Below are 22,894 nucleotides of genomic sequence, written 5' to 3'. Positions count from 1 at the left end.
TTCGTTTCCATTCCGATCGAAAAAAAAGGAGGGCTCGGAGCCTGCTCCATCTCCCTCGGCACCATCTCCGGCAGACTCGAATAGCGGACTTCTATCGAAGGCTGCCGACTATACGGTCAAGTAGCGCATCACCGCCGGATCCTCCAACCCTTCCCGATCTCCGGACCAGACGATGGCTCCTTTTTCCATGATATAGAAACGGTCTCCAACGCTGCGAACGAAGTCGAGGCTCTGCTCCACGAGAAGGATGGCGGTCTTCCCCTCCTGGCGAATGGAACGGATGACCTGCCGAATATCCTCGACGATAGAAGGCTGGATTCCTTCGGACGGCTCGTCGAGAAGCAGGAGCTCCGGGTCGGAAGACAGCGCCCGCGCGAACGCCAGCTGCTGCTGTTGGCCGCCGCTTAAGTCCCCGCCCCTGCGGCGGTACATCTCCCGGATGACGGGGAACTTCTCGAGCGCCTTGGGAGGAATCACCTTGGACTTGCGTACGGCCCAATCCCGGGAGGCTTCCAGCCCGATGCGCAGATTCTCGTACACGGTCAATTGGGAGAAAATCTCCCGTCCCTGAGGAACGTAACCGATCCCCTTCTTCGCTCTTTGCCCCGGCGCCTTGCCGGTGATGTCCTGCTCCTTGAAAGTGACCGATCCGCTTCTAGTCTTGATCAGGCCCATGATCGTCTTTATCAGCGTGGTTTTGCCCACGCCGTTGCGACCCATCAGGCATACGACTTGCCCGGGCTGCACCTGCAGCGACACTCCCCTTAGAACGACGCTCTCCCCATACCCGGATTCAAGCTGTTGAACCGATAACATCGGCATCCCGCCTTCTGCCCAGATAAACCTCGGCCACCCGGTCGTCCCGCTGCACCTCGTCCATGCTGCCTTCCTTCAGAAGCTTCCCTTCGTGCATGACCGTTACCGAGCTCGCGAAGCGGCGGACGAATTCCATGTCGTGCTCGACGACGACGACCGTGCGCTTGCGGACGATCTGCTTCAGCAGCTCCCCGGTCTTCTCCGTCTCCTTGTCGGTCATGCCGGCCACCGGTTCGTCGAGCAGCAGAATCTCCGGCTCCTGCAGCAGCATCATCCCGATCTCCAGCCACTGCTTCTCCCCATGCGAGAGCAGCCCCGCGCGCTGCCGCTTCTTCGCTTGGAGCCCGATCAGGTCCAGTTCGGTCTCGATCCGCATCCGGTCGAACTTCGACATCTTCGCCCGCAGGGCGGCGAATACCCCGCGCTTCTGGGACATGGAGATCTCCAGATTCTCCTCCACCGTAAGCCCGGAGAAGATCGATGGGGTCTGGAACTTCCGCCCGATGCCCAGCTCCGCGATCGCGTGCTCCTTCCGCTTCGTCACATCGACCGCGCCGTGCCTGCCGTTGAAGACGACTTTGCCGCCGACCGGCTTCACCTTGCCGCAGATGACGTCCAGCATCGTTGTTTTGCCGGCGCCGTTCGGGCCGATCAGGAAGCGGAGCTCTCCCGGCAGAATCGTCAGGTCCATCTCTTGAACCGCCTTGAAGCCGTCAAACGCTACGGTTACCTTCTCGCAGGACAGGACTGACGTCGATTGCGTCGTGCTCATGCGCTGGTTCCCTCCTTCGGAATCTCTGACTCGCCTGCCGGAAGAGGCCGACCAGGCCGCCCGGCAGGAATACCGTAACTAGAATGAACAACGCCCCGAGGAAAAAAGTCCATATATCCGGGAACGATTCGCTGAGACCGCTCTTCGCCTCGTTGATGACGATAGCTCCGATAACAGCCCCGACAAGCGTTCCTCTTCCTCCGATCGCGACCCACAGGACCATCTCGACCGAAGGAACGATCGCCATCATCGATGGAGAGATGATGCCGACATGAAGCACGAAGAGCATTCCCGCCAAGCCGGCGAGTCCGGCGGAGACCGCGAACGCCGCCATCTGGTAGACGGACGGGTCGAAGCCGAGGAACCGCACGCGGTTCTCGCCGTCGCGGATGGCCCGGAGCACCTTGCCCAGGCGGCTCTTGACCAGATACCGGCAGAGGAGAAAGGCGGCGAGGAGAGCGGCTACCGTCGCGAAGTAGAGAGCGTTCTTCATTCCCGCATTCCTGAGCGGCACGCCGAACAGCTCCGCGTAACCGGTCAAGCCGTTCGTGCCGCCGGTGTACTTCTGCTGGCCGACGAACAGCGTGACGGTTATGATGACGAGCGCTTGCGTGAGGATGGTAAAATAAACTCCTTTGATGCGGTTGCGGAACGTGAAGAAGCCCAGGATCAACGCGAGGACGGACGGGATGACGATGCCCATCAGAATGGCGAACCCGGCGTACCGGAACGGCTCCCAGAACCAGGGCAGCTTCGTGACCCCGGTCCAGTCCATGAAGTCGGGAAGCCGATCCCCGCTCGCGACCAGCTTCAGGTGCATCGCCATGGCATAGCCGCCGAGTCCGAAGAACACCCCGTGTCCGAGGCTCAGGATGCCCGTATAGCCCCATAAGAGATCGAGGCCGAGCGCCGCGATGGCGAAGGCGAGGCACTTCGCCAGGATGTTCAAGCGGAAGTCGCTCAGATAGAGAGGAGCCGTGAGCAGAACGGCAAGCGCGGCTCCGTAGCCGGCTAACAGCCAGAGCTTGCCGCGGGGCAGCGAGATGGCAGACAGCATGGCGTTCCATGCGTTCATGGCGTTCCTCCTCCTTCCCATGTTAGCAAGCTAATCCAGCGAACGAGAGCGGACCGCGAACAGGCCCATCGGCTTCCACTGCAGGAACGCCACGATGCAGAGGAACACGAGCACCTTGCCGAGCGAGGCTGTCGTCCACCACTCGAAGAGCATGTTCAGCATGCCGATGCCGAGCGCGCCGACCAGCGTTCCCGCCAGCTTGCCGACGCCTCCGAGCACGACCACCATGAACGCGTCGATGATGTAATTCGTTCCGATCGTCGGGCCGATCGGGCCGATCAGCGTCAGGGCGCAGCCCGCGATCCCGGCGATGCCCGAGCCGATCGCGAAGGTGGTGGAGTCGACTCTCCGCGTGGAGATGCCAAGACACGCCGCCATGTCCCGATTCTGCATGACCGCCTGCATTCGGCGCCCCGGATTGCTGCGGTAAATGTAGAAGTACATCGCGAGCAGGCAGAGGATGACCAATCCGATGATAAAGAGCCGCTTATAGGGGAACACGACGCCCGTCATCACCCTCAAGCCCCCATCCAGCCAGGACGGACTGGTCACGCCCACGTTCGGCGCTCCGAAGATCGAACGGGCCAGCTGCTGCAGAACCAATCCGACTCCCCAGGTCGCCAGCAAGCTGTCCAGCGGTCTCCCGTACAGGAAGCGAATGAGCGTCGTTTCGAGAAGGTAGCCGATCGTGAAGGCCAGGACGAAGCTGAAGACGATGGCGAGCGGAAAATAAGCGCCGAACCAGCTTCCCGGGAGCGAGTCTTGGAAGATCTTCTGCATGAGATACGCCGCGTAGGCGCCGATCATGATGAATTCGCCGTGCGCCATGTTGATGACGCGCATCAGACCGAAGGTAATCGCCAAGCCGAGCGCGATCAACAGCAGGATGGAGCTGACGCTTAGCCCGTTGAACAATTGCGTAAGCCACAAAGCCATTCCGTTCCCTCCCCGGCCGCTTCCATTGACGGTGCAAGCGAAGGGTCCCCCGGATCGGCGCGGCGGCCGAGGTGGGGCTCCCTTCGCTGGTGAATGCCGATTGCGAATGCAGTATGGCGAACACTGATTGTGAATGCTGATTGTGAATGCTGATTGCGAATGCTGCGTTGCTTGCGAATCCGAGAATCCGATTCGCCCTTCGTTAGCTATCGTTCTTAATAGCCACCGTTCTTATTGAGTGCGCCGCGCGGTTATTTGCTTAAACCTGCCGCCCAATCGTAGGTTTTGAGGTAAGGGTCCGGCACGACGGGGCTGCCGGAATTCCACAGCTCCTTGATCATTCCGTCGGCCTGCAGCTCTCCGATGCGGACGGTCTTCAGGATATGCTGGTTATCGCCGTCGATCGTCACCTTGCCCTCCGGAGCGTTGAATTCGACTCCCTTGGCCGCTGCCTTAACCTTGTCGACGTCGAACGAACCGGCCTTCTCGACGGCTGCCGCCCACAAGTAGACGGCGACGTAGCCGGCTTCGATCGGATCGTCGGTCACCCGGTCGGAGCCGTATTTCTTCTTGTAGTTCTCGACGAACGTCTTGTTCTCCGGCGTATCGGTCGTCTGGTAGTAGTTCCAGGCGACGAGGTGTCCTTGAAGAATGTCGGGGCCGATCCCGCGCGCTTCTTCTTCGGCGATGCTCACGGACAAGGTCGTGAGGTCCTTGGAGGTTATGCCCGCATCCTTCAATTGCTTGAAGAAAGCTACGTTGCTGTCGCCGTTCAGCGTGTTGAACACGACGTCCGGCTTCGCTGCTTGAATCTTGGCGATGATCGTGGAATAGTCGGTATGGCCGAGAGGAGTGTATTCTTCGCCGACGAGTTCTCCGCCCTTGGCTTTGAGCTGGGCTTTGATAATCTTGTTGGCCGTTTGGGGGAAGACATAGTCGGAGCCGAGGAGGTAGAACTTCTTGCCCTTGTTCTCTAGCAGCCAATCGACCGCAGGGACAATCTGCTGGTTCGTCGTCGCGCCGGTGTAGAAGATATTAGGAGAACTCTCCATCCCTTCGTACTGGACCGGGTACCAGAGAAGCCCCTTCAATTCCTCGAAGACCGGCAGCATGGCTTTGCGGCTCGCGGACGTCCAGCCGCCGAACACCGTCGCCACCTTGTCTTCCGAGATCAGCTTGCGCGCCTTCTCGGCGAAGGTCGGCCAGTCGGACGCGCCGTCTTCGATAACCGGCTCGATCTTCTTGCCTAGTACTCCGCCCTTCGCGTTGATCTCGTCGATGGCAAGCAGCTCCGCATCCTTGACGGACACCTCGCTGATCGCCATCGTACCGCTTAGGGAGTGAAGCACCCCTACCTTCACCGTTCCGCCATCGTTAGCTGCCGGACTTGCCTCGCCTGATGCCGATTCAGACGGCGATGCCGACGGCGTAGGCGAGGAAGCGGACGGCGATGCGGCTCCTTGATTATTATTGTTGCTGCCGCAAGCCGCCAAGACCATGCCTAGCGCAATCAGAATCACGGAACCCTTCAGCCAACCTCTCCCCATCCTTCATACACTCCCCATCCTATTGGTTTATTCTCTATATCCGAACATTCAGGCTCGGAATGAGTCCGACCGTTCGTGAGCCAATTATAGGGGGAGGCTAACAATTGCGTCAATAAACCTAACAAAAATAGTGCTAGTTCGCCTGTTGTTCAGTTTTTCTTCTTTTTTTCGCGCCTTATACGTTATATTTAATTACGCTATTTAGGCAATTAGACCTCTGATTTTCTAAGTTGTGTAATGTTATATAACATACTATTCGCCAGCCATCCGTTTGGATTATAAGGAAAGCGCATTCCATTCGGGATTTCGACAGAACATGGAATAAGCCTCAGGATCCGATTTGGATCCTGAGGCTTATGTGCGGTTTGGCTATTCGATTACTTGCTCGCCGACGCCGAAGCGGAAGCTTCCGGGCTCGGGGATGCCGATGGGCTCGCCGACGGGCTTGCCGAAGCGGATGCCGATGGCGATGCGCTTGCCGACGGGGAAGCGCTAGGCTTGACGACGTCCATCTTCTTGATCAGGCCCGGCAGCTCGTCCGACATGAACTTGTCGATGATCTGGTTGCTGAGCGTCGATTTGATCGTCTCCTTGGATTCTTCCAGCGTCTTCGTGCCGCGGGCTTCCACCTTGATGACGTGATAGCCGTATTCGGTCTCCACCGGATCGCCGATCTCGTTCAGCGGCTGCGTGTTGGCCGCTTTCTTGAATTCTTCGACCCAGTTGTCCGGGTTGACCTTCTCATACAGGCCGCCGTTCTCGGAAGAACCGGTATCGTCGGAGTATTGCTTCGCCAGTTCCTTCCAGTCGCCGCCGTCCACCAGCTTCTGCTTCACTTCTTGCGCGAGCTTCAGCGCGTCGGCCTTCTCGCGAGTCTTGCCGTCCTTATCCGTGAAGCCGATCAGAATGTGGCGTACGGTCGCGTAATTAAACGAAGCCTTGTTCTCGTTATAGTAGGTGGAGATCTGATCGTCCGTCACCTTCAGATCGGCGTCCTGCATCGCGATAAGCTGGCTGGTCATGAAGGTCTTCAGCTGATCGTAGGTCAGGCCGCCTTCCTTCATGAGGTCCTCGACCGACTTCTTCGTGTTCGCATCCGCTTCGATCTGCTTCTTCATCGAATCGAATTGCGTGTTCGCCGTCTCTGTCCCTTGCTTCTTGGCTTCGTCGGATGCGCGATCGCCAAGAATCTTGAACCCGATGTATGAAGTCAGGATGCTTTCTTGAACGGAATCCTCTTCCATAATGCTTGCGTAAGTCGGGTTAACGACCTTCAGGAACGTCTTATAGGACTTGAATTCGTCAGCGGTAACTTGTCCGCCTTCGTATTCCGCTATGACCTTTTTACCGTTCTCTTTCTTCCCGCAGCCAGCGGCTAAGCTGACGATCAGCCCGACGACCAGCAGCATGATCGCAAACCGGCCATAGGAGCTGCGCTTAGGGTGCGACATCCTGTAATTCCCCCTTAATTTTGTTCACTTCTTTGTATTGTACCAGAAACTCTTCGACAAATGCCAACATGGCGTCGTCGTTCATGCCTCGAACGAACAGCTTCATCGTCGGCTGGGGGGACATGCTCTGCAACTGGAGTTTGCCTTTGAGCTTCTGCTCGAGCGCCTTCAGCTTGGTCTCGTCCATCAGCTCGCGGCGGCGGGCTTCGATCTTGATGAGAACCTCGTCTCCGCGCTTGTTGATCGACTCGATGCCGTATTGGCGCCCGAATACCTTGAGCCGGGCAACCGCAAGCAAATTCAAGACCGACTTCGGAGGATCTCCGAAGCGGTCGGTCAGTTCGTCGAAGATATCCGTCACGTCGTCCATCGACGCGGCGGCCGCCACCTTCTTGTAGATCTCGATCTTCTGGATGCTGTCGTAGATATATTCCGGCGGCAGATACGCATCCACGCCAAGATCGAGCTGAGTATTGACCGGAATCTCCGGCTGCTCCTGGCTGCCGAAACGCTCCAGCTTGCGAGCTTGAATCTCTTCCGCGAGCATCTGCGAGTAGAGATCGAAGCCTACCGAAGCGATGAAGCCGTGCTGCTCCCCACCCAGTAGGTTGCCGGCGCCGCGGATCGAGAGGTCGCGCATGGCGATCTTGAAGCCCGAGCCCAGCTCGGTGAACTCCTTGATCGATTGCAGCCTTTTCTCGGCGATTTCGTTAAGCACCTTATCCCGTTGATAAGTGAAGTAAGCATAAGCGATGCGGTTCGATCTGCCCACCCGGCCGCGAAGCTGGTACAGCTGGGACAACCCCATCTTGTCCGCGTCGTGAACAAGAAGAGTGTTGACGTTCGGAATGTCGACGCCCGTCTCGATGATGCTCGTGCTGACCAGGACGTCGAATTCGCCGTCAAGGAAGTCGAGAATCGTCCTCTCCAGCTCCTGCTCCGACATCTGGCCGTGAGCGACGGCCACGCGCGCATCGGGAACGAGCGCGTTGATCTGCTCCGCCATCTGGTAGATGCCCTGGACCCGATTGTAGAGGAAGTAGACTTGGCCGTTGCGGGCCAACTCTCTCTCGATCGCTTCGCGAACGAGAGTCGGGCTGTACTCGACGACATAGGTTTGCACCGGGAACCGGTTCTCCGGAGGCGTCTCGATAACGGACAGATCCCGGACGCCGAGCATGGACATATGCAAGGTGCGCGGGATAGGCGTCGCCGTAAGGGTCAGCACGTCGACGTTCGTCTTGAGCCGCTTCAGCTTCTCCTTGTGGGAGACGCCGAACCTCTGCTCCTCGTCGACGATCAGAAGCCCGAGATCCTTGAATACGAGATCCTGGGAGAGCAGGCGGTGGGTGCCGATCACCACGTCGACCGTTCCGGCCTTGACTCCCTTGATCGTCTCGTTCTGCTCCTTGCGGGAACGGAAGCGGCTCAGTACCCGTATCTGGAACGGATAGCCGGAGAACCGCTCGCGGAACGTCTCGTAATGCTGCTGCGCCAGAATCGTGGTCGGAACCAGCACCGCGACTTGCTTGCCCTCGATCGCCGCCTTGAAGGCGGCGCGTACCGCAACCTCTGTCTTGCCATAGCCGACATCTCCGCACAGTAGACGGTCCATCGGCCGCGAAAGTTGCATATCCTTCTTGATCTCTTCTATCGCGCGAAGCTGGTCGGGCGTCTCCTCGTACGGGAACATCGCCTCGAATTCCTGCTGGTATGGCGTATCCTCGCCGAAGGCGAAGCCGGATGTCGCTTGCCTCTCGGCGTACAGCTTAATGAGATCGTCGGCGATATCCTTAACGGAGGAGCGAGCCTTCGTCTTCGCGCGCGTCCACTCGGAGCCGCCGAGCTTGCTGACTTTCGGCTCCTTCTCGTCCGATCCGACATACTTCTGAATGAGATCGAATTGCTCTACCGGAATGGAGAGACGGTCTCCTCCGGCATAGACGACATGCAGATAATCCTTATGAATCCCATTGATCTCCAGCGTTCCGATACCCAGGTACTTGCCGATGCCATGGTTCTGATGAACGACATAGTCTCCGACCTTCAGCTCGGTATAGCTCTTGATCCGCTCGGCATTGTCCATCCGGCGATCCACGCGGCGCGCCTTGCGCTGCTTCTGCGTGAACATCTCGCCTTCCGTGATGACGACGAGCTTAACGGAAGGCAGCTCGAAGCCGCTCTGAAGGTTCCCTTCCGAGATATCCGGAAGCTCGATGTGGTAATCGTCGAGCACCCTCCTCATCCGGTCGGCCCGCTCCGCGTTGCCGGCCAGCATGACGATATGGCAGCCGCTCTTGCGCCAACGCTCCATCTCCGTCTTAAGGACGTTCATCTGCCCATGGAAGTTCTGCATGGAGCGGCAGACGAAGTTGACGATATTCTGCGGCTGGGTATGCGGAATCTGGCGGACGAACAGCGACAGGTAGACGACCTGGAACATCTTTGGATACAAGCTTTGCTCCGCGCTTAGAGCCAGAACGAAGCTTGGAAGCGACTTGCCCTGCTGCAGCAGGTGGGTCGTCCATTCCATCTCGTCCCGCTCCAGCTGGCGCGCCGTCTCGGTCAGGCGATTCGGCTCATCCATGAGCAGAAGCGTATCTTTCGGAACGTAATCCAGCAGGGTCTGTCTCTCCGGATAGAGCAAAGAAATATATTTATAGATTTCGGAGAAATAAACGTTCTGTCTCAAGAAATCGATTTCTCTGGACATTTCGGTCTGAAGCTTCTCCTTGGCTTGCCGATCGGTCATCTTGGACAGCTGGATATCCAGCAGCTCGCTCGCATGCTGGGCCGCATTGGCGAAGCGCCTGGAATCGGCGATGATCTCCCGGCACGGACGAACCAGGAACGTATCCAGCTTATCGACCGACCTCTGGTCCGCAGGGTCGAACGTCCGAATCGAATCGATCTCGTCGTCGAACCATTCTACCCGGACGGCGACCGGAGACGTCAGCGGATAGAAGTCCGCAATGCCTCCGCGAACGCTCAGATGCCCCTTCTGTTCGACGCGGTCCACCCGCTCGTAGCCAAGCCCGATCATCTTCTCGAGGAATTGGTTCATCGGCAAGGAATCGCCGACTTTAAGAGAGATCATGGCTTGCGAGATCGTCTGGCGATCCGGCTGGAACCGGCGAACCCCGGAGAACGGCACGACAATAACCCCGCGGAATCCTCCAGCGAGTTGTATCAGTACGTCCATCCGCCTTGCCGAGGTCTCCGGACTTGAGATAGCCGTTTCCGCGGCTATCAGCTCGTTAGCCGGATAGATCAGCACCTCGTCTTCGGACAAGCACTCTTGCAGATCCTCCGCCATCTTCTGGGCGGAGAACATGTTATGCGTCACAACAAGCAAGGGCCTCTGCAGCTCGCGGTACATCGCTGCTATCATGACCTGTCTTGCGGACCCGGTAAGCCCGGCGACAAGCTGTTCGCGCATGCCTCCCCGAATCCCCGACAGGATAGAGACCAGCTCGGGATCTGTGGCAAACGTATTCATTAGCGCCTTCATTACGTTTCCCCTTTCATTACTGGCACCGAACAAGCAAAAACAGTTGCTTACGAAATCGCAATCCAACATCCTCATGAGATCGGGGACGCAGGCGAAGCATCGCGGGGATCAGCTAAGAATCGCACATTCGAAGAGGAGCAGCCGCGGGCATAGAGGAAGTTCAAAAAGAAGCCCCGGCACATGCCAAGGCCTCGCTATCAATCGATTAGGGCTCACTGGAGCGGATTCGATTGCAGGACCAGCTCCGGATGGCTCTCCAAGGTTTGACTGCAGTATTCGCATATCACCTGAACAGTCGCATCCCCGTTGGAATTATACGATATTATACGCTTTCGCTCCTCGGGGGTCAAGAAATGGAAGCCCAGCCTGTAGTCCTCTACTTGCAGCGAATCCAAGCTTCCAAGCGGCATCCGGCAATGCCGGCAGACATAGTTTACAGCCATATATGTATGCCTCCTGAAGATGGGGTATGCGGCCTGGGCCGCGTCACCTTCAGTATGCCCCGTTCCCGCCATTATTAAGCGCGAATTTCGGATTATAAGACGTGCTTCAGTCCGATTTGCCGTTGAACTTCGCCATGGATTGGTCGAACGGATGGGATAGCGCGAATTCTATCGCATCGCAGGCTTCCTCTATCATTCTGCGGAGATCCGTCTGTTCCGCCTTCGCGAAAGGAGCGAGGACAAAATCGACGACGGGCTGCCCGTTCTTCGGACGGGAGATTCCCATGCGAACTCGATTGAACGTTTGGGTGCCGACGTGCTGAATGATGGATTTGATTCCGTTGTGACCTCCTGCGCTTCCTTGGTACCGAAGCCGGATACGCCCGATATCGGTGTCCAGATCGTCGTATACGACAATCATGTCCTCCAGCTTGACCTTGTAGAAGTCCATGAACGCGCGCACCGATTCGCCGGACAGGTTCATGAAGGTCATCGGCTTGATCAAGGCAACCTTCTGGTTGTCCACGCGCGCTTCGCCGATCAGCGCCTTGCATTTGTTCTGGGCGACGCTCGTTCCCCATCTTCTCGCCAGCTCGTCAATCACCATGAAGCCGGCGTTGTGCCGCGTCGCTTCGTAGGCGGATCCGGGATTCCCCAATCCCACAATCCATCTCATATGAATAATCCCCCGATCTTCCCGAATAGAATGTCATCGTTGCCATGAACCCAAGCTCGTTGGGACCGACCGCTTATAAAAAAGTGGTTCATGCCATGGAACGATTCCGCATCCTGAAGTGTCATCATTTATAAAAGCCAACTTATCCGATCGAAAGAAGGTATGGTAGATGTACTTGAACGGACAGATGATATTCGATGATTGCCACTTCCTCGATCATATGGCCTCCGACGTGCCCATTCAAGTGTATCGGGGCACCATCCACAAGGACATAGGCTTCATCGAATATTATGGCAAAGAATTCGTTAAGGTCAACAGCATCTTGTACAGCCGCAAGCAATTCACCTTCATCTCGCGGCCCGGATATTGACCCCTATGGAAAAATAGAGAGTGCGGAACGCATGCTCGTCCGCACTCTCCTCATGCACAGGCCGACTCCCGTTCGGAAGCCCGTCTTTAATCCGTCTCCACGGCCATCGCGGCGCGAGCATGGTTCTCGTTCTCTTCCGCCGCATCGTCCATCGCCTCAAGCTCGGCCTCCGTGCGTTCCTTCTGCGGAGCGAGCACGGCGATCACGACCGCTTCCGGGTCCGCCGCTGCGGTAACTCCCTCGGGAAGCTTCAGGTCTCTGACCAGAATATGGCCGCCGATCTCCAGGGTACCGATATCGACCGGTATCGAAGCCGGCAGATCCTTCGCGACGCATTCCACTTCCAGCTCATGCAGGATAGGCTGAAGCATCCCGCCCTCCTTCTCTCCCGGACTTACCCCTTGAATCTCCAATCGGACCAAGGAATGAATCTTCTCGTTCAGGTTGATATGACGGAAGTCGACATGGAGAACTTGTCCGCTCATCGGATCGCGTTGCAGCTCGGATAACAAGACCGGCTTGCTGCCCTGAGCCGGGACTTCCAACTGAAGAATGCTCCTGGCGTCCCCGCCTCTAAGCAGGGGCATAAGCTCCTTGCTGTCCAATGCGATGGCGGAGCCTGTCCCCATCTCCTTGCTGTAGACAACGCCCGGAATCTTCCCCTGCTTCCGCAGCTGACGCAGAGCGCTCTTGGTGGATGGCTGGCGTGCTTCGGCATGTAACGTCGTACTCATTAGGCGATCCCTCCTGACGGTGATACACCTATTAGTACCCGTTAGCGCCTTAGCCTAAACATTAAACGTGCGGCTCGAATAGCTTGCTGATCGACTGCTGCTCGTGGATGCGGACGATCGCTTCCGCGATAAGCGGAGCAACGGAGAGCACTCTAAGCTTCGTCGAAGCGGAAGGATCCCTCAGAGGAATCGTGTCGGTCACGACCACTTCCGTGATCGGAGCCGCTTCCAAGCGCTCCAGCGCCTTGCCGGAGAGAACCGGGTGCGTACAGCAGCAATAGATCTCGCGAGCTCCCGCTTTCATGAGCGCTTCCGCCGCCAGCGAGATCGTTCCCGCGGTGTCGATAATGTCGTCGATCAGGATCGCGGTGCGTCCCGAGACGTCACCGATAATGTTCATGACTTCCACGACGTTAGGCTCGGGACGGCGCTTGTCGATGATGGCAAGCGGAGCTTGGAGCTCATCGGCCAGACGGCGAGCGCGAACGACGCCGCCATGGTCCGGAGAGACCACGACCGGCGCAAGCAGTCCCTTGCTCTGGAAGTAGTCGCCCAGAATCGGAACTCCCAACAGATGGTCGACCGGAATGTCGAAGAAGCCCTGAATCTGCATCGCATGCAAGTCCATGGCGATGACGCGGTGAGCTCCGGCCGTCTCGATCAGATTCGCGACCAGCTTCGCGGTGATCGGATCGCGCGAGCGAGCCTTGCGGTCTTGTCTCGCATAGCCGTAGTAAGGCACGACGACGTTGATCGTCTTCGCCGAAGCTCTCTTCAGGGCGTCTACCATAACGAGAAGCTCCATCAGATGCTCATTGACCGGCTGAGAGGTCGACTGCACGACGAAGACGTCGCTGCCGCGAACGCTTTCGTTCAGGCGAATATGGATCTCGCCGTCGCTGAATCGTCTCATCTCCGCGTCGCCTAGTTTGATTCCGATGCTGCGAGCGATTGCTTCAGCTAGACGCGGGTTGGAGTTGCCGGAGAAAAGCTTGAGAGTATTATCTGGGTAAGTCATGACGCACCGCCTTAAAATACTTTTATAGAATAGATACGAGAGAACGAGTTATTGGTTCTTGTTTTTTTGGGCACGCGCCCTGGCGCGGAGCTTCTCCGCATAGCCCTGTTTGTTGACCTGGCGTTCGCGGGCGATCGCGACGTCGTTGGCTCCGACATTCTGGGTAATCGTAGAGCCCGCCACGACATAGGCGCCTTCGCCTACGGTAACCGGAGCAATCAGATTGACGTTGCTGCCGACGAAGGCATTGTCGCCGATCTCCGTTCTCGACTTATTATAACCATCGTAGTTGGCGGTAATCGCGCCGCATCCGATGTTTACGCCGGAGCCGACCGTTGCGTCCCCGACATAGCTTAGGTGAGGAATCTTGCTTCCCTCGCCGACCGTTGCGTTCTTCACCTCGACGAAATCGCCGATCTTAACGCGGGCGGCCAGCTTGGTGCCTGGACGCAGATAAGCGAACGGACCGACGCTGCAGCCTTCGCCCAACTCGGCTTCGTCCGTCACCGACTGGCGAATCGTCGTGCCGTTCCCGACCGACGTGTCCTTAAGCTCGGAGTTGGGACCGATCACGCAATCCGATCCGATCGAGGTACGGCCTTTAAGGACGGTTCCGGGATAAATCACCGTGTCCTCTCCGATCGTCACGTCCGCCTCGATATACGTATTTGCGGCGTCGATCAAGGTAACGCCGCCCGCCTGATGCGCTCTTGCGATCCTTCCGCGCATGAGCCGTTCCGCCTCGCCAAGCGCGATGCGGTCGTTGACGCCGATCGCCTCGGCGGGATCCTTCGACTTGTAGGCGGAGATTCGCAGGCTCTGCTTCTGCAGAATGCCGATCACGTCCGTAAGGTAGTATTCGCCCTGGGCATTCTGATTCGTGACCTGAGAGAGCGCTTCGAACAGTTTGCGGTTATCGAAGCAGTAGGTACCGGTATTAATCTCTTGAATTCGCGCTTGTTCCGGCGTGCAGTCCTTCTGCTCGACGATGCCCACGACTTCGCCGTTCTGCCCGCGAATGATCCTCCCATAGCCCGTGGGTTCTTCCAGGTCGGCGGTAAGAATCGAGGCGGAAGCTCCTTCTTGGGCATGCAGCGCTGCCAGAGCCTCAAGCGTCTCCGCCGTAACCAGCGGAGTGTCTCCGCAAACGACCAAGGTCACTCCGTCCAGATCGCCGAGCAGCGCCTTGGTCTGAAGCACGGCATGTCCGGTTCCCAATTGCTCGGCCTGCAGAACGTATTCGGCGGCATCGCCGAGATGCGCCTTCACCGCTTCGGCCCCGTGACCCACAATGACGACCGAACGCTCGCAAGACGCTTTTTTCACCGCATCCAATACGTGGCTTACCATCGGTTTGCCGCATACGGGATGAAGGACTTTATATAATTTGGATTTCATCCGTTTGCCTTGTCCGGCCGCTAATACGATAGCCAATCTTCTCAAACAACGAGACCCCCTTTTTCCATCATCCAAGTCAATCCGCAATCTCTAAAGTTTAGCTTATTCCGGCGCAAATGAAAAGAGAGCCCAAGTCGGGCCCTCTCTGAATCGAAACTTATTAACCGTCTCTCTATCATGCCTGTTAGGCGCCTTCGACCAATACTTCTTCGTCTTGAGCAGCCCGTTCGTACTCCGCCAGAACGGCGGATTGGATTTTCTCGCGTGTGCCGGAGGAAATGGGGTGAGCAATGTCACGGAACTCTCCATCTGGAGTCCGCTTGCTCGGCATAGCAACGAACATCCCATTGTTGCCGTCGATCACGCGGATATCATGAACGACGAACTCGTTATCAATGGTAATGGAAGCAATAGCCTTCATGCGCCCCTCGGAATTAACGCGGCGGAGCCTCACATCTGTAATTTGCACTTGTGTTCACCACCTTTGTCCCTTCGGAAGACTTGGTGTAATATTCCACATTACCGTGCAAATTCCTTCTTTTTATTGGAAAATAACCGGTCTAACTTGAAATAATTTTTTGCTCGTTCTAAGCTTCGACAGGGATTGTCGAAATAACCTCAATTTCGACAAGAACATCCCTCGGAAGCCGCGCCACTTCTACGGTTGAGCGGGCTGGGGTGTGTTCGGAAAAGTAGGTGCCGTAAACCGAATTGAACGTCGCGAATTGGTTCATGTCCTTCAGGAAGACGGTCGTCTTGATGACGTTCGTCAGGTCGGCTCCGACGGCGGCCAGAACGGCCTTCAGGTTAGCCAACACCTGATGCGTTTGCTCCTCGATGCCTCCCTCGACGAGAGTGCCTTCCGGGGTCAACGGAATCTGTCCGGACGTGTATAGCAGATCGCCATGGCGTACGGCTTGCGCGTAAGGGCCAATCGCGGCAGGTGCCGAATTCGTAGAGATCTTCTCCAAAGCTGCCATCATGATTCCTCCTTAAAGAAATTACCGGGTTGAACGGTAATCTGTCTTGTCTTCAAATCTACCTCTGTCAAACGGGCGAGCGAGACGTAATCGTGAAGCAGCCTCTCTTCGTTATCGATCTCCCCGGATTCCACGAACACTCCTACGCCGGCTACGACGGCCCTGAACTCATGAAGCAGGTCGATCATTCCTTGAACCGTTCCGCCCGCTTTCATGAAGTCGTCGATGATCAGCACGCGGGATTGCTCCCTTAAAGCGCGTCTAGCGAGAGACATGGTCTGAATTCTCTTGGTCGAGCCGGACACGTAATTGATGCTGACTACGGAGCCCTCCGTGACTTTATGGTCCCGGCGAACGATTACGACCGGGACATTCAGGTACAAGGAAGTGGCATAGGCTAACGGAATCCCCTTCGTCTCCACGGTCATAATGGCGTCGATCTCCCGATCGGCGAACGCCGTAGCGAACATCTGGCCGGCCTCTTGCAGCAGCGCGGGTTGGCCCAGCAGATCGGTCATATATAAATAGCCTCCCGGCAGCAGTCGGTCCGGCTGCTCCAGCTGGCGGCACATCTCCTTGATCTTCTCCAGAGCGAAGTCCTTGCTGCACCGCGGAATAAAGCGGACGCCTCCGGCGGCCCCGGCCAGCGTGTGCAGGTCCCCAATACCTTCTCCTTCGAACACTTCTTTGATAATAGCCAGATCTTCGCTAATGGAAGACTTGGCCGATTGGTAGCGATCCGCGAAGGCTGTCAGAGATATTAACGTATGGGGACGGGCCAACAAGTACTGAGTCATCTCTACAAGCCGCGCGCTTCGTTTCAACTTTTTCACAGGTCCTCTCTCCCGTCCAAAACCCGAATAATTTATCGCAATCATAACATCTTTATCCGGTTTTGAGCAAGACTTCACTCATTGTCATGGTAACATTCCTGACATCGAACTTGTAAGTATGTCCTTTTTTAAGTAAGGAGCCGTACCACGTAAACTTCTTTGCAGAAGCCTCGCAGCCCGTTATAGATTCTCGACACCTTGGATTCCTTGGAGACCAGGCCGAACACCGTTGGGCCGCTGCCGGACATAAGCACGCCGTCGGCTCCCAGCTTGGTCATGACTTCCTTGATCTGGCGGACCTCCGGATATTTAGGCAGAGTGACCGATTCCAGAACGTTGCCGAGCCCGGCGCATACGTCGTGGAAAGACTCGCGCCGGATCGCGTCGATCATTCCCGGGATCGATGGGTGATCCTTGATCTCGTTCGCGCGGAGCTTGCCATAGACGTCCGCGGTCGACACGTTGATCGGAGGCTTGGCGAGGATGACCCAGCATTGCGGAGGGCTCTCGATCGATTCCAGCTTCTCGCCTCGGCCTCGCGCAACCGCCGTGCCTCCTCGAATGCAGAACGGAACGTCGGAACCCAGCTCCGCTCCCAGAGCTTCCAGCTCGGGCAGCGACAGTCCCAGTTCCCACAGCCGGTTCAGTCCCCGCAGCGCCGCGGCGGCATCGCTGCTGCCTCCCGCAAGGCCGGCCGCGACCGGGATTTGCTTATCCAGATGGATGTAAACGCCGCGCTTCACTCCATATCGATCCTTGATGAGCCGCGCTGCCTGGAAAGCGAGGTTCTTCTCGTCGAGGGGAATGAACCCGGCGTGGCTGGAGAGAACGATCTGGTCGCGGGGGAGCTCGTACATCTCGAGCCGGTCGGCTAGATCCACCATGGTCATGATCATCTCGACCTCATGGTAGCCGTCCTCGCGCTTGCGCAGAACATCCAGCAGCAGATTGATTTTGGCCGGAGCCTTTTCGTACACTTTTATTGTCATTATCATCACCTGTAGGAGCAGTGCAATCTTGGGCTTGAAAAAGCTTTACATATTATAACAAACCCCCGAGAGAAATGCGATTTCCGTCCCTGCGCCAGGAGAAAGACAAGAAAGCGGCACCCTTCCCGTTAGAAGAAGAGCGCCGCCGTTATGCTGCTATTTCCATCGTTGGCCGTTCGGTCATGGCTTGCGGGAAGCCGCCTGCTCGGCAATCTGAATCGCCCGTTTGACCATATTCCCGGCATCCTTGGCGCGTATGCCGCCCCAGCCCTCATTCTGAACGGTGTTGTAGAAACCAAGATCCTTCGCAAGCTCCGCTTTGAATTCCTCGGACATCGTGCTCCTTCTTCTCCGGCTCATTCTTCCGCTCCTCTCGCGCAACGCGAATGTGGAACGCCTGTCGGCGCCTTGCCGTTATTCTTCCCCGGGTTGGCGGCGTTCATCCAAACAAAATAGGCAGCTCGCGTCAAGGAACGCGGCTGCCCATCATCCGAATCTTGTCAGTGCGACATGAAATTGATCTTTACCTGACCCTCTTCATTGCAAACCATCACTTCAACGGATTCGGTCAAGATATCTGCATAGCTGTACGAAACCCGCTTAAAGGCATTCTGTTCCTGATCCAGCTTGACGATAAACACCGAAGGGTATATCTCTTCCAGCACGCCGGTACGTTCAACGGTCTTGCGGCGGCCACCATTGGCGCGGAGCATGATTTTAGAACCGACATGCGGTTCCAAGCTTCGCTTGATCTCGATAAGCGCATTCTTAGCCATGATCCACTACCACCTCTTTCCCTGTAAATTATAACAAAAAAAGAGGGGTGATGTCAAACGATCAAATATTATAAGGCCGAGATCAAATGTTGTCAACGGTGATTTTCTCTCATCTTAGCCCATTTCCGCAAAATAGGACCGAATGCTCACTGTCCGATTCCCGCGCTGGGAGTCAATGATTTGGGATTAGGCACGCCGATCCGGTAACGTCCCATCGTCTCGAGCCCGCCCACTCCCTGCATGCCGCTGATGGTGTTGGAGATGACGTCCTCCATGTTGATCGTCTCCCGGAATGGAGTGAACGCCGCGCGCACGGCCACATAGACCGGATCCAGCGCGTGGATCATGATGCGGCCGGGCGAGCTCGCGAAGTTCGCGCCGGCTCCGAGGAGCGCTTCGAAATGGGATTGGCAGGCGCCCGCCACGACGACCAAGGAGTCCTTGTGGCTCTCGAAATCGCGGGCGACATGAACGGCTTGGACAAAATTGACCGAGTTCTTGTAGCTGGTGAGCTTGTGCCAATCCTCGCGTTGCTTCAGTACCCCGTCATGTCCGGTGATGACGACGATATCGGGGCGAACCTTGGGAAGCAGCCTCATCAGCACCTGCGGCATCTGGGACTCATGGCAATGAGCTCCCTCCGCAGGAACCCTGAGCTGGTTATATACGGCCATGCTCTTCTGAAGATAATTCGGATCTCCATCCAGATGGAGAACCTTGCCGGGCATCTCGAAATAAGGACGTCTGTCCGCGCTGAGAAGCGTAGGCAGCTTCGACAGGCTGATGCTCGCCCGTTGTTCCTTCATCCGCTTCAAGGATTCGTTGGCTTGGATGCGGGCTTTCCTCGTCCCTCCAAGCTCGTCCGGGTTCCGCACCGATTGAAGGTCGTCGACAGGCGAATCCGCCAGCAGCCTGTAATCCGTCCCGCGCAATAACGCCATCCGTTCGAATACGGCGTCAACGCGGAACAACATATCGCCGCCATAGGATTTGCGGACGACCAATTCCCCCTGCTTCATGGGCAAATCACCTCTAAGCCTATCGTATGGAGGCGATAGGCACATGGTGACGAATTATCGGAATCAGGCGAGGATTCCCGCTTCCAGCAAAGCTTCGGTCAGGGTCGCATATTCCTGGAGAGTCAGGGTTTCGCCTCTGCGCTCCGGCTTGATGCCGCAGCCTTCCAACAGAGCTCCGAGCTCCGCCTTCCTCTCCTTGCCCGCCAGCTGCGACAGATTGTTCTGCAGCGTCTTGCGTCGCTGGGCGAACGCCGCGTGAACGACCTTGAAGAATGCCTCTTCGCTCTTGACGGCAACGGCAGGCTCGCTGCGGCGTCTTAGCTTGATAACCGCCGAATCGACGTTCGGGGCCGGTATGAACGAGCCGGAAGGGACGATGCAGACCAGCTGAGGCTCGCAATAATACTGCACGGCTATGCTCAGCGTGCCGTAGTCCTTGCCCCCGGGCTTCGCGGCCATGCGCTCCGCGACTTCCTTCTGCACCATCACGACGATGCTCTCGATCGGAAGCCCTTCTTCGAGAAGCTTCATGATAATCGGAGTCGTCACGTAATAAGGCAGGTTGGCGACAACGCTGACCGATTCGCATGCGGAGAATTGGTCCTGCCACAGCTGGCGGAGGTCCGTCTTCAAGACGTCCGCATGGACGATATTCACATTGTCGCGATCCGCCAGCACATCTCTCAGGATCGGAATCAGCCGGGTATCGATCTCGACGGCGGCGACGTGTCCCGCTTCTTCGCACAGCCGCTCGGTCAACGCTCCGATGCCGGGGCCGATCTCCAGCGCCCCCTTCGAATCGCTCAGCTCGGCGGCGGCGACGATCTTGTCGAGGATGTTCTTGTCGACGAGGAAGTTCTGTCCGAGGCTCTTCTTAAAGGTGAAGCCGTGCTTGCGAATAATATCCTTGGTCCGATTGGGCGTCGCGATATCCGCTCCGGTCCGGAGGTTCGATTGAGTCATGTCGTTAAATTCCTTCCTTCTCCAATTGTTCCAGAGCTCTTGCGAACTCCTGCCGGGTTATGCGGAAATTCACGCAACGCTTATAGAATTGCTTGCCGTTCGCATAGCCGATTCCGAGCAGCTCTCCCATGCGCTCCCGGCGCTTGGACGCCGAGGCGTGGACGATGAGTCCCGCGTCCAACAGGTCGCTCCACTCGATCTCGGGCTCGAGTTCCGCCGCCGCGGACTCCGCTTCGGTCGCGTTCGAACCGCCCGAGCTTCGTACCCGTTCCAACGCCCGAATGATCGCCTCGTTCGAAGCATGCTCGACCCCGATCCCGTCCTTGCCGCGAGCCTCGTCTTTCAGCAGGAAGGCGTGCTTGCAGGAAGGAACCCTGGCTTCCACGATCTTGCGTATCCGCTCGCCCGGGGAATCGGGATCCGTCAGCACGATCACGCCGCGCCTTGCCTGCGCAAGTTCGATTCTCCGCAGCACGTCCTCGTTGATCGCCGAGCCGCCCGTCTCGATCGTGTCGGCATCGACCGCTCGCCGGATGGCTACGGTGTCCTCCTTGCCTTCCACCACGATCATTTCCTGTATCTTTAGTTTAGCCAACTTGCCTGCCGCCTTCCGTTAACCCGTACCTTTTCTCAGAACGCAATATCCGTATTATAACAAAAAGAAGAGGCTTCACGCCTCTTCCCCCAGCAATTAGTGCCAGCTTCCGCATATGTTGATATCGATGTGGTGCAAGGATGGCATCCCATTGTTCTCGTTGCCGGACCGTCCTCTGTTAACGGCCGCCGTACGGTCCGACCTTAGTCGGCAGACGGCTTCACGGGTCCGATCACATACACGGTGTATCCGCGCTTCGTACCAAACTTATTCGCATAGCTCTCGCTATCGAAGTAAACATCGATCTTCTTGCCCTTTATGGCGCTTCCGGTATCTTCGGCTCGGCGGAGGCCGATGCCTTCGATATAGACCCACCAACCAAGCGGAATGACGTCCGGATCGACCGAGATCGTCCGTCCTTCCGATACCGTGGTTCCGGATGCGGTAATACCATAGCCTGGATCGCCTTTGTCCTTCCCTGTCGATTCAGGTCCGGCCGTATAGGCGGTCAGGACGACGTTGCTGAGCACGCTCTTCACCTTGACGGTTTCGCCGTTAAGCTTAAGCGTCTTCGCTTCGGAGTTAGCCTTGTAGGACAATGTCGTCACCGCGGCTTTCTTCTTCGTTCCGACCGCCACGATCTTCTGAACGGCCGGTTCGGATACGGTCTTAGAGACCATGCGAGTGCTGACGAGATTGCCGTCTTCGTACACTTTCTCGAACTGCTTGACGACAAGACCTTGTTTGCCGGTCTGAACGACCTTCTGCATACCGGCTTCCATGCTTGCGTCCTTCTTCTCCACGACCGTGAAAGGAACTTCGATCTGAGCTTCCTTCCGTTCTTTCTTAACGCGGACGATACGGATCTTCATGCCTTCGTACACCGGAGTGTCGAGCGACGGATAGATTCGATCGTCCGTTCCGAGCGAGAGGTTCTTGGATGCCAGAACATCCTTGACGGTCTCCTCGGTCGTATATTCGACTGCGTTCTTCCCGTCCGCAAGCAGGGTGACTCCCACTGCTCGGTCGATGACGATGGTGCTGCCGTCGCTTAGCGGTGTCGCAAGCGGAGCCGACAGTTCATCATAAGGACCCACGGAGATGCTATGCTCCTCAAGAAGCGATTGCACATCGGAATTACGCGTTTGGATGACGGTAGATTTCCCGCCGTCCACGACGGTCACGCTCATGGCGGACGCGCCGTGCAGCAGCATTAGAAACAAGATGGTCATAGCAAAAGAGAGAATTACGCTGAGTAGGACCAAGCGTAAGTGCCCATGCTTCCATCGCGCTGCGATAAGCTTGCCGGTCGGTCGTGGATCATGGGTGTCCCCTGATGGAACAAAGCCCATTTTCTCGTTCCTCCTTCATAGCCCCGCCGTCGACTGTTACGCATGTTGTCTGACGCGACTATCCATTTATGATAACGGCGTGGATATTCATGCGATGCGGCAATCGCACGAACGTTGCGCCGCCTTGCCCAGTACGTGGTTCCTGGGGCTTGCACGCATATTCCCTTGGGTCTCCAGTTATACGGACAACAAAAAAGAAGCCATCGACAGACAGAGGATCTGTTCGTGGCTTCCGCTTGTGTACGAATAAATAAGGGAAATGGGCAGCACGAGGTGACCTCTCTCTAACACGCTTACGAGGTTAGCTGTCGGGTTCGGACGAAGAGAGTCGCCCTATTCGATTCCGATGAACGCAGCCGATAATCGGCCGAATTCTCATCCTCGAAATTCACCCCAAGATTGCTCGTCTGCACCGGAGCGGATCGAACCGATCCAACCGGCTGCAGCGGGTCCCCCGTTCTCCTTATCGGAGATTAAGCGCACTGGAAAAGGGATGCCATATTCAAACTTCTGATTGTGATGATAACCTCTCGGCGCTAAAGGTGTAAAGAAGGGGCAATTGGCGAATTTGGCCCATTTTCGATGAATTAAACCCCAAATGTCCGTTTTCTTAAAGAAATATCATTTTTTTCGTAGGGGG

Annotated in this window: 23 protein-coding genes and 1 riboswitch; of the genes, 1 reads left to right on the top strand and 22 read right to left on the bottom strand. The window is 56.9% G+C overall.

Annotated elements, in window-relative coordinates:
* Nucleotides 1-108: 108 nt before the first annotated feature.
* From urtE to pth, 9 genes are all read right to left on the bottom strand, one after another.
* A complete protein-coding gene (urtE, locus tag ELR57_RS08950; protein ID WP_126958693.1) occupies nt 109-816 on the bottom strand; it encodes an urea ABC transporter ATP-binding subunit UrtE in 708 nt (235 codons plus the stop codon).
* Nucleotides 794-1,588, bottom strand: a complete 795-nt coding sequence (urtD, locus tag ELR57_RS08945; protein WP_126958692.1) for an urea ABC transporter ATP-binding protein UrtD — start codon at nt 1,586-1,588, stop codon at nt 794-796. Before urtD ends, urtE begins: the two co-directional genes overlap by 23 nt.
* Nucleotides 1,530-2,645: an urea ABC transporter permease subunit UrtC gene (urtC, locus tag ELR57_RS08940; RefSeq protein WP_126958992.1), complete on the bottom strand. Its 1,116-nt coding sequence runs from the start codon at nt 2,643-2,645 to the stop codon at nt 1,530-1,532. The genes urtD and urtC overlap by 59 nt, the downstream gene beginning before the upstream one ends.
* Before the next feature lie 48 nt (nt 2,646-2,693).
* Nucleotides 2,694-3,599, bottom strand: a complete 906-nt coding sequence (urtB, locus tag ELR57_RS08935) for an urea ABC transporter permease subunit UrtB (RefSeq protein WP_126958691.1) — start codon at nt 3,597-3,599, stop codon at nt 2,694-2,696.
* A gap of 251 nt (nt 3,600-3,850) precedes the next feature.
* Nucleotides 3,851-5,146 carry an urea ABC transporter substrate-binding protein gene (urtA, locus tag ELR57_RS08930; protein ID WP_238162461.1) on the bottom strand — a complete coding sequence of 432 codons (1,296 nt, stop codon included), beginning with the start codon at nt 5,144-5,146 and terminating at the stop codon, nt 3,851-3,853.
* Between the two features lie 377 nt (nt 5,147-5,523).
* Nucleotides 5,524-6,597, bottom strand: a complete 1,074-nt coding sequence (locus ELR57_RS08925) for a peptidylprolyl isomerase (protein WP_126958690.1) — start codon at nt 6,595-6,597, stop codon at nt 5,524-5,526.
* Nucleotides 6,584-10,108 (bottom strand): transcription-repair coupling factor, encoded by a 3,525-nt coding sequence (gene mfd, locus ELR57_RS08920; protein ID WP_126958689.1) that lies wholly within the window; start codon nt 10,106-10,108, stop codon nt 6,584-6,586. The genes ELR57_RS08925 and mfd overlap by 14 nt, the downstream gene beginning before the upstream one ends.
* A gap of 212 nt (nt 10,109-10,320) precedes the next feature.
* A complete protein-coding gene (fin, locus tag ELR57_RS08915) occupies nt 10,321-10,551 on the bottom strand; it encodes an anti-sigma-F factor Fin (protein WP_126958688.1) in 231 nt (76 codons plus the stop codon).
* A 106-nt stretch (nt 10,552-10,657) separates the two neighbouring features.
* Nucleotides 10,658-11,227 (bottom strand): aminoacyl-tRNA hydrolase, encoded by a 570-nt coding sequence (pth, locus tag ELR57_RS08910; protein WP_126958687.1) that lies wholly within the window; start codon nt 11,225-11,227, stop codon nt 10,658-10,660.
* A 169-nt stretch (nt 11,228-11,396) separates the two neighbouring features.
* On the opposite strand from pth, the gene ELR57_RS08905 reads away from it, so the two are divergent.
* The gene (locus ELR57_RS08905; protein WP_126958686.1) at nt 11,397-11,597 is read left to right on the top strand and encodes a hypothetical protein; all 201 of its coding nucleotides are present in this window, start codon (nt 11,397-11,399) and stop codon (nt 11,595-11,597) included.
* Nucleotides 11,598-11,683: 86 nt separating this feature from the next.
* Here the strand turns inward: ELR57_RS08905 and ELR57_RS08900 are convergent, their stop codons facing one another.
* From ELR57_RS08900 to ELR57_RS08840, 13 genes are all read right to left on the bottom strand, one after another.
* Nucleotides 11,684-12,331, bottom strand: a complete 648-nt coding sequence (locus tag ELR57_RS08900; RefSeq protein ID WP_126958685.1) for a 50S ribosomal protein L25 — start codon at nt 12,329-12,331, stop codon at nt 11,684-11,686.
* Nucleotides 12,332-12,392: 61 nt separating this feature from the next.
* Nucleotides 12,393-13,349, bottom strand: a complete 957-nt coding sequence (locus ELR57_RS08895) for a ribose-phosphate diphosphokinase (protein WP_126958684.1) — start codon at nt 13,347-13,349, stop codon at nt 12,393-12,395.
* Nucleotides 13,350-13,397: 48 nt separating this feature from the next.
* Nucleotides 13,398-14,792, bottom strand: coding sequence for a bifunctional UDP-N-acetylglucosamine diphosphorylase/glucosamine-1-phosphate N-acetyltransferase GlmU (gene glmU / locus ELR57_RS08890; RefSeq protein ID WP_126958683.1), 1,395 nt, complete (start codon nt 14,790-14,792; stop codon nt 13,398-13,400).
* Nucleotides 14,793-14,931: 139 nt separating this feature from the next.
* Nucleotides 14,932-15,216 carry a septation regulator SpoVG gene (spoVG, locus tag ELR57_RS08885; protein WP_027092136.1) on the bottom strand — a complete coding sequence of 95 codons (285 nt, stop codon included), beginning with the start codon at nt 15,214-15,216 and terminating at the stop codon, nt 14,932-14,934.
* A 118-nt stretch (nt 15,217-15,334) separates the two neighbouring features.
* A complete protein-coding gene (locus ELR57_RS08880; protein WP_126958682.1) occupies nt 15,335-15,727 on the bottom strand; it encodes a RidA family protein in 393 nt (130 codons plus the stop codon).
* Nucleotides 15,727-16,560 carry a pur operon repressor gene (gene purR / locus ELR57_RS08875; protein WP_126958681.1) on the bottom strand — a complete coding sequence of 278 codons (834 nt, stop codon included), beginning with the start codon at nt 16,558-16,560 and terminating at the stop codon, nt 15,727-15,729. The genes ELR57_RS08880 and purR overlap by 1 nt, the downstream gene beginning before the upstream one ends.
* 128 nt (nt 16,561-16,688) lie before the next feature.
* On the bottom strand, nt 16,689-17,543 hold the full coding sequence (ispE, locus tag ELR57_RS08870; RefSeq protein ID WP_126958990.1) for a 4-(cytidine 5'-diphospho)-2-C-methyl-D-erythritol kinase: 855 nt from the start codon (nt 17,541-17,543) through the stop codon (nt 16,689-16,691).
* Nucleotides 17,544-17,729: 186 nt separating this feature from the next.
* Nucleotides 17,730-17,909 (bottom strand): small, acid-soluble spore protein, alpha/beta type, encoded by a 180-nt coding sequence (locus ELR57_RS08865; protein WP_126958680.1) that lies wholly within the window; start codon nt 17,907-17,909, stop codon nt 17,730-17,732.
* A 140-nt stretch (nt 17,910-18,049) separates the two neighbouring features.
* Nucleotides 18,050-18,325, bottom strand: coding sequence for a biofilm formation stimulator Veg (veg, locus tag ELR57_RS08860; protein WP_126958679.1), 276 nt, complete (start codon nt 18,323-18,325; stop codon nt 18,050-18,052).
* Between the two features lie 146 nt (nt 18,326-18,471).
* Nucleotides 18,472-19,344 carry a sporulation peptidase YabG gene (gene yabG / locus ELR57_RS08855; protein WP_126958678.1) on the bottom strand — a complete coding sequence of 291 codons (873 nt, stop codon included), beginning with the start codon at nt 19,342-19,344 and terminating at the stop codon, nt 18,472-18,474.
* A 63-nt stretch (nt 19,345-19,407) separates the two neighbouring features.
* Entirely contained in the window at nt 19,408-20,307 is a 900-nt protein-coding gene (gene rsmA / locus ELR57_RS08850; protein WP_126958677.1) for a 16S rRNA (adenine(1518)-N(6)/adenine(1519)-N(6))-dimethyltransferase RsmA, read from the bottom strand.
* Nucleotides 20,308-20,311: 4 nt separating this feature from the next.
* Nucleotides 20,312-20,878 carry a ribonuclease M5 gene (gene rnmV, locus ELR57_RS08845; protein ID WP_126958989.1) on the bottom strand — a complete coding sequence of 189 codons (567 nt, stop codon included), beginning with the start codon at nt 20,876-20,878 and terminating at the stop codon, nt 20,312-20,314.
* A gap of 227 nt (nt 20,879-21,105) precedes the next feature.
* Nucleotides 21,106-22,254: a resuscitation-promoting factor gene (locus ELR57_RS08840; protein WP_126958676.1), complete on the bottom strand. Its 1,149-nt coding sequence runs from the start codon at nt 22,252-22,254 to the stop codon at nt 21,106-21,108.
* A gap of 275 nt (nt 22,255-22,529) precedes the next feature.
* Nucleotides 22,530-22,744, bottom strand: a riboswitch (cyclic di-AMP (ydaO/yuaA leader).
* Nucleotides 22,745-22,894 lie beyond the last annotated feature (150 nt).

It is taken from the genome of Cohnella sp. AR92, from assembly GCF_003990975.1.
Taxonomy (GTDB): domain Bacteria; phylum Bacillota; class Bacilli; order Paenibacillales; family Paenibacillaceae; genus Cohnella.
This window is presented reverse-complemented; position numbering and strand designations above follow the sequence as displayed.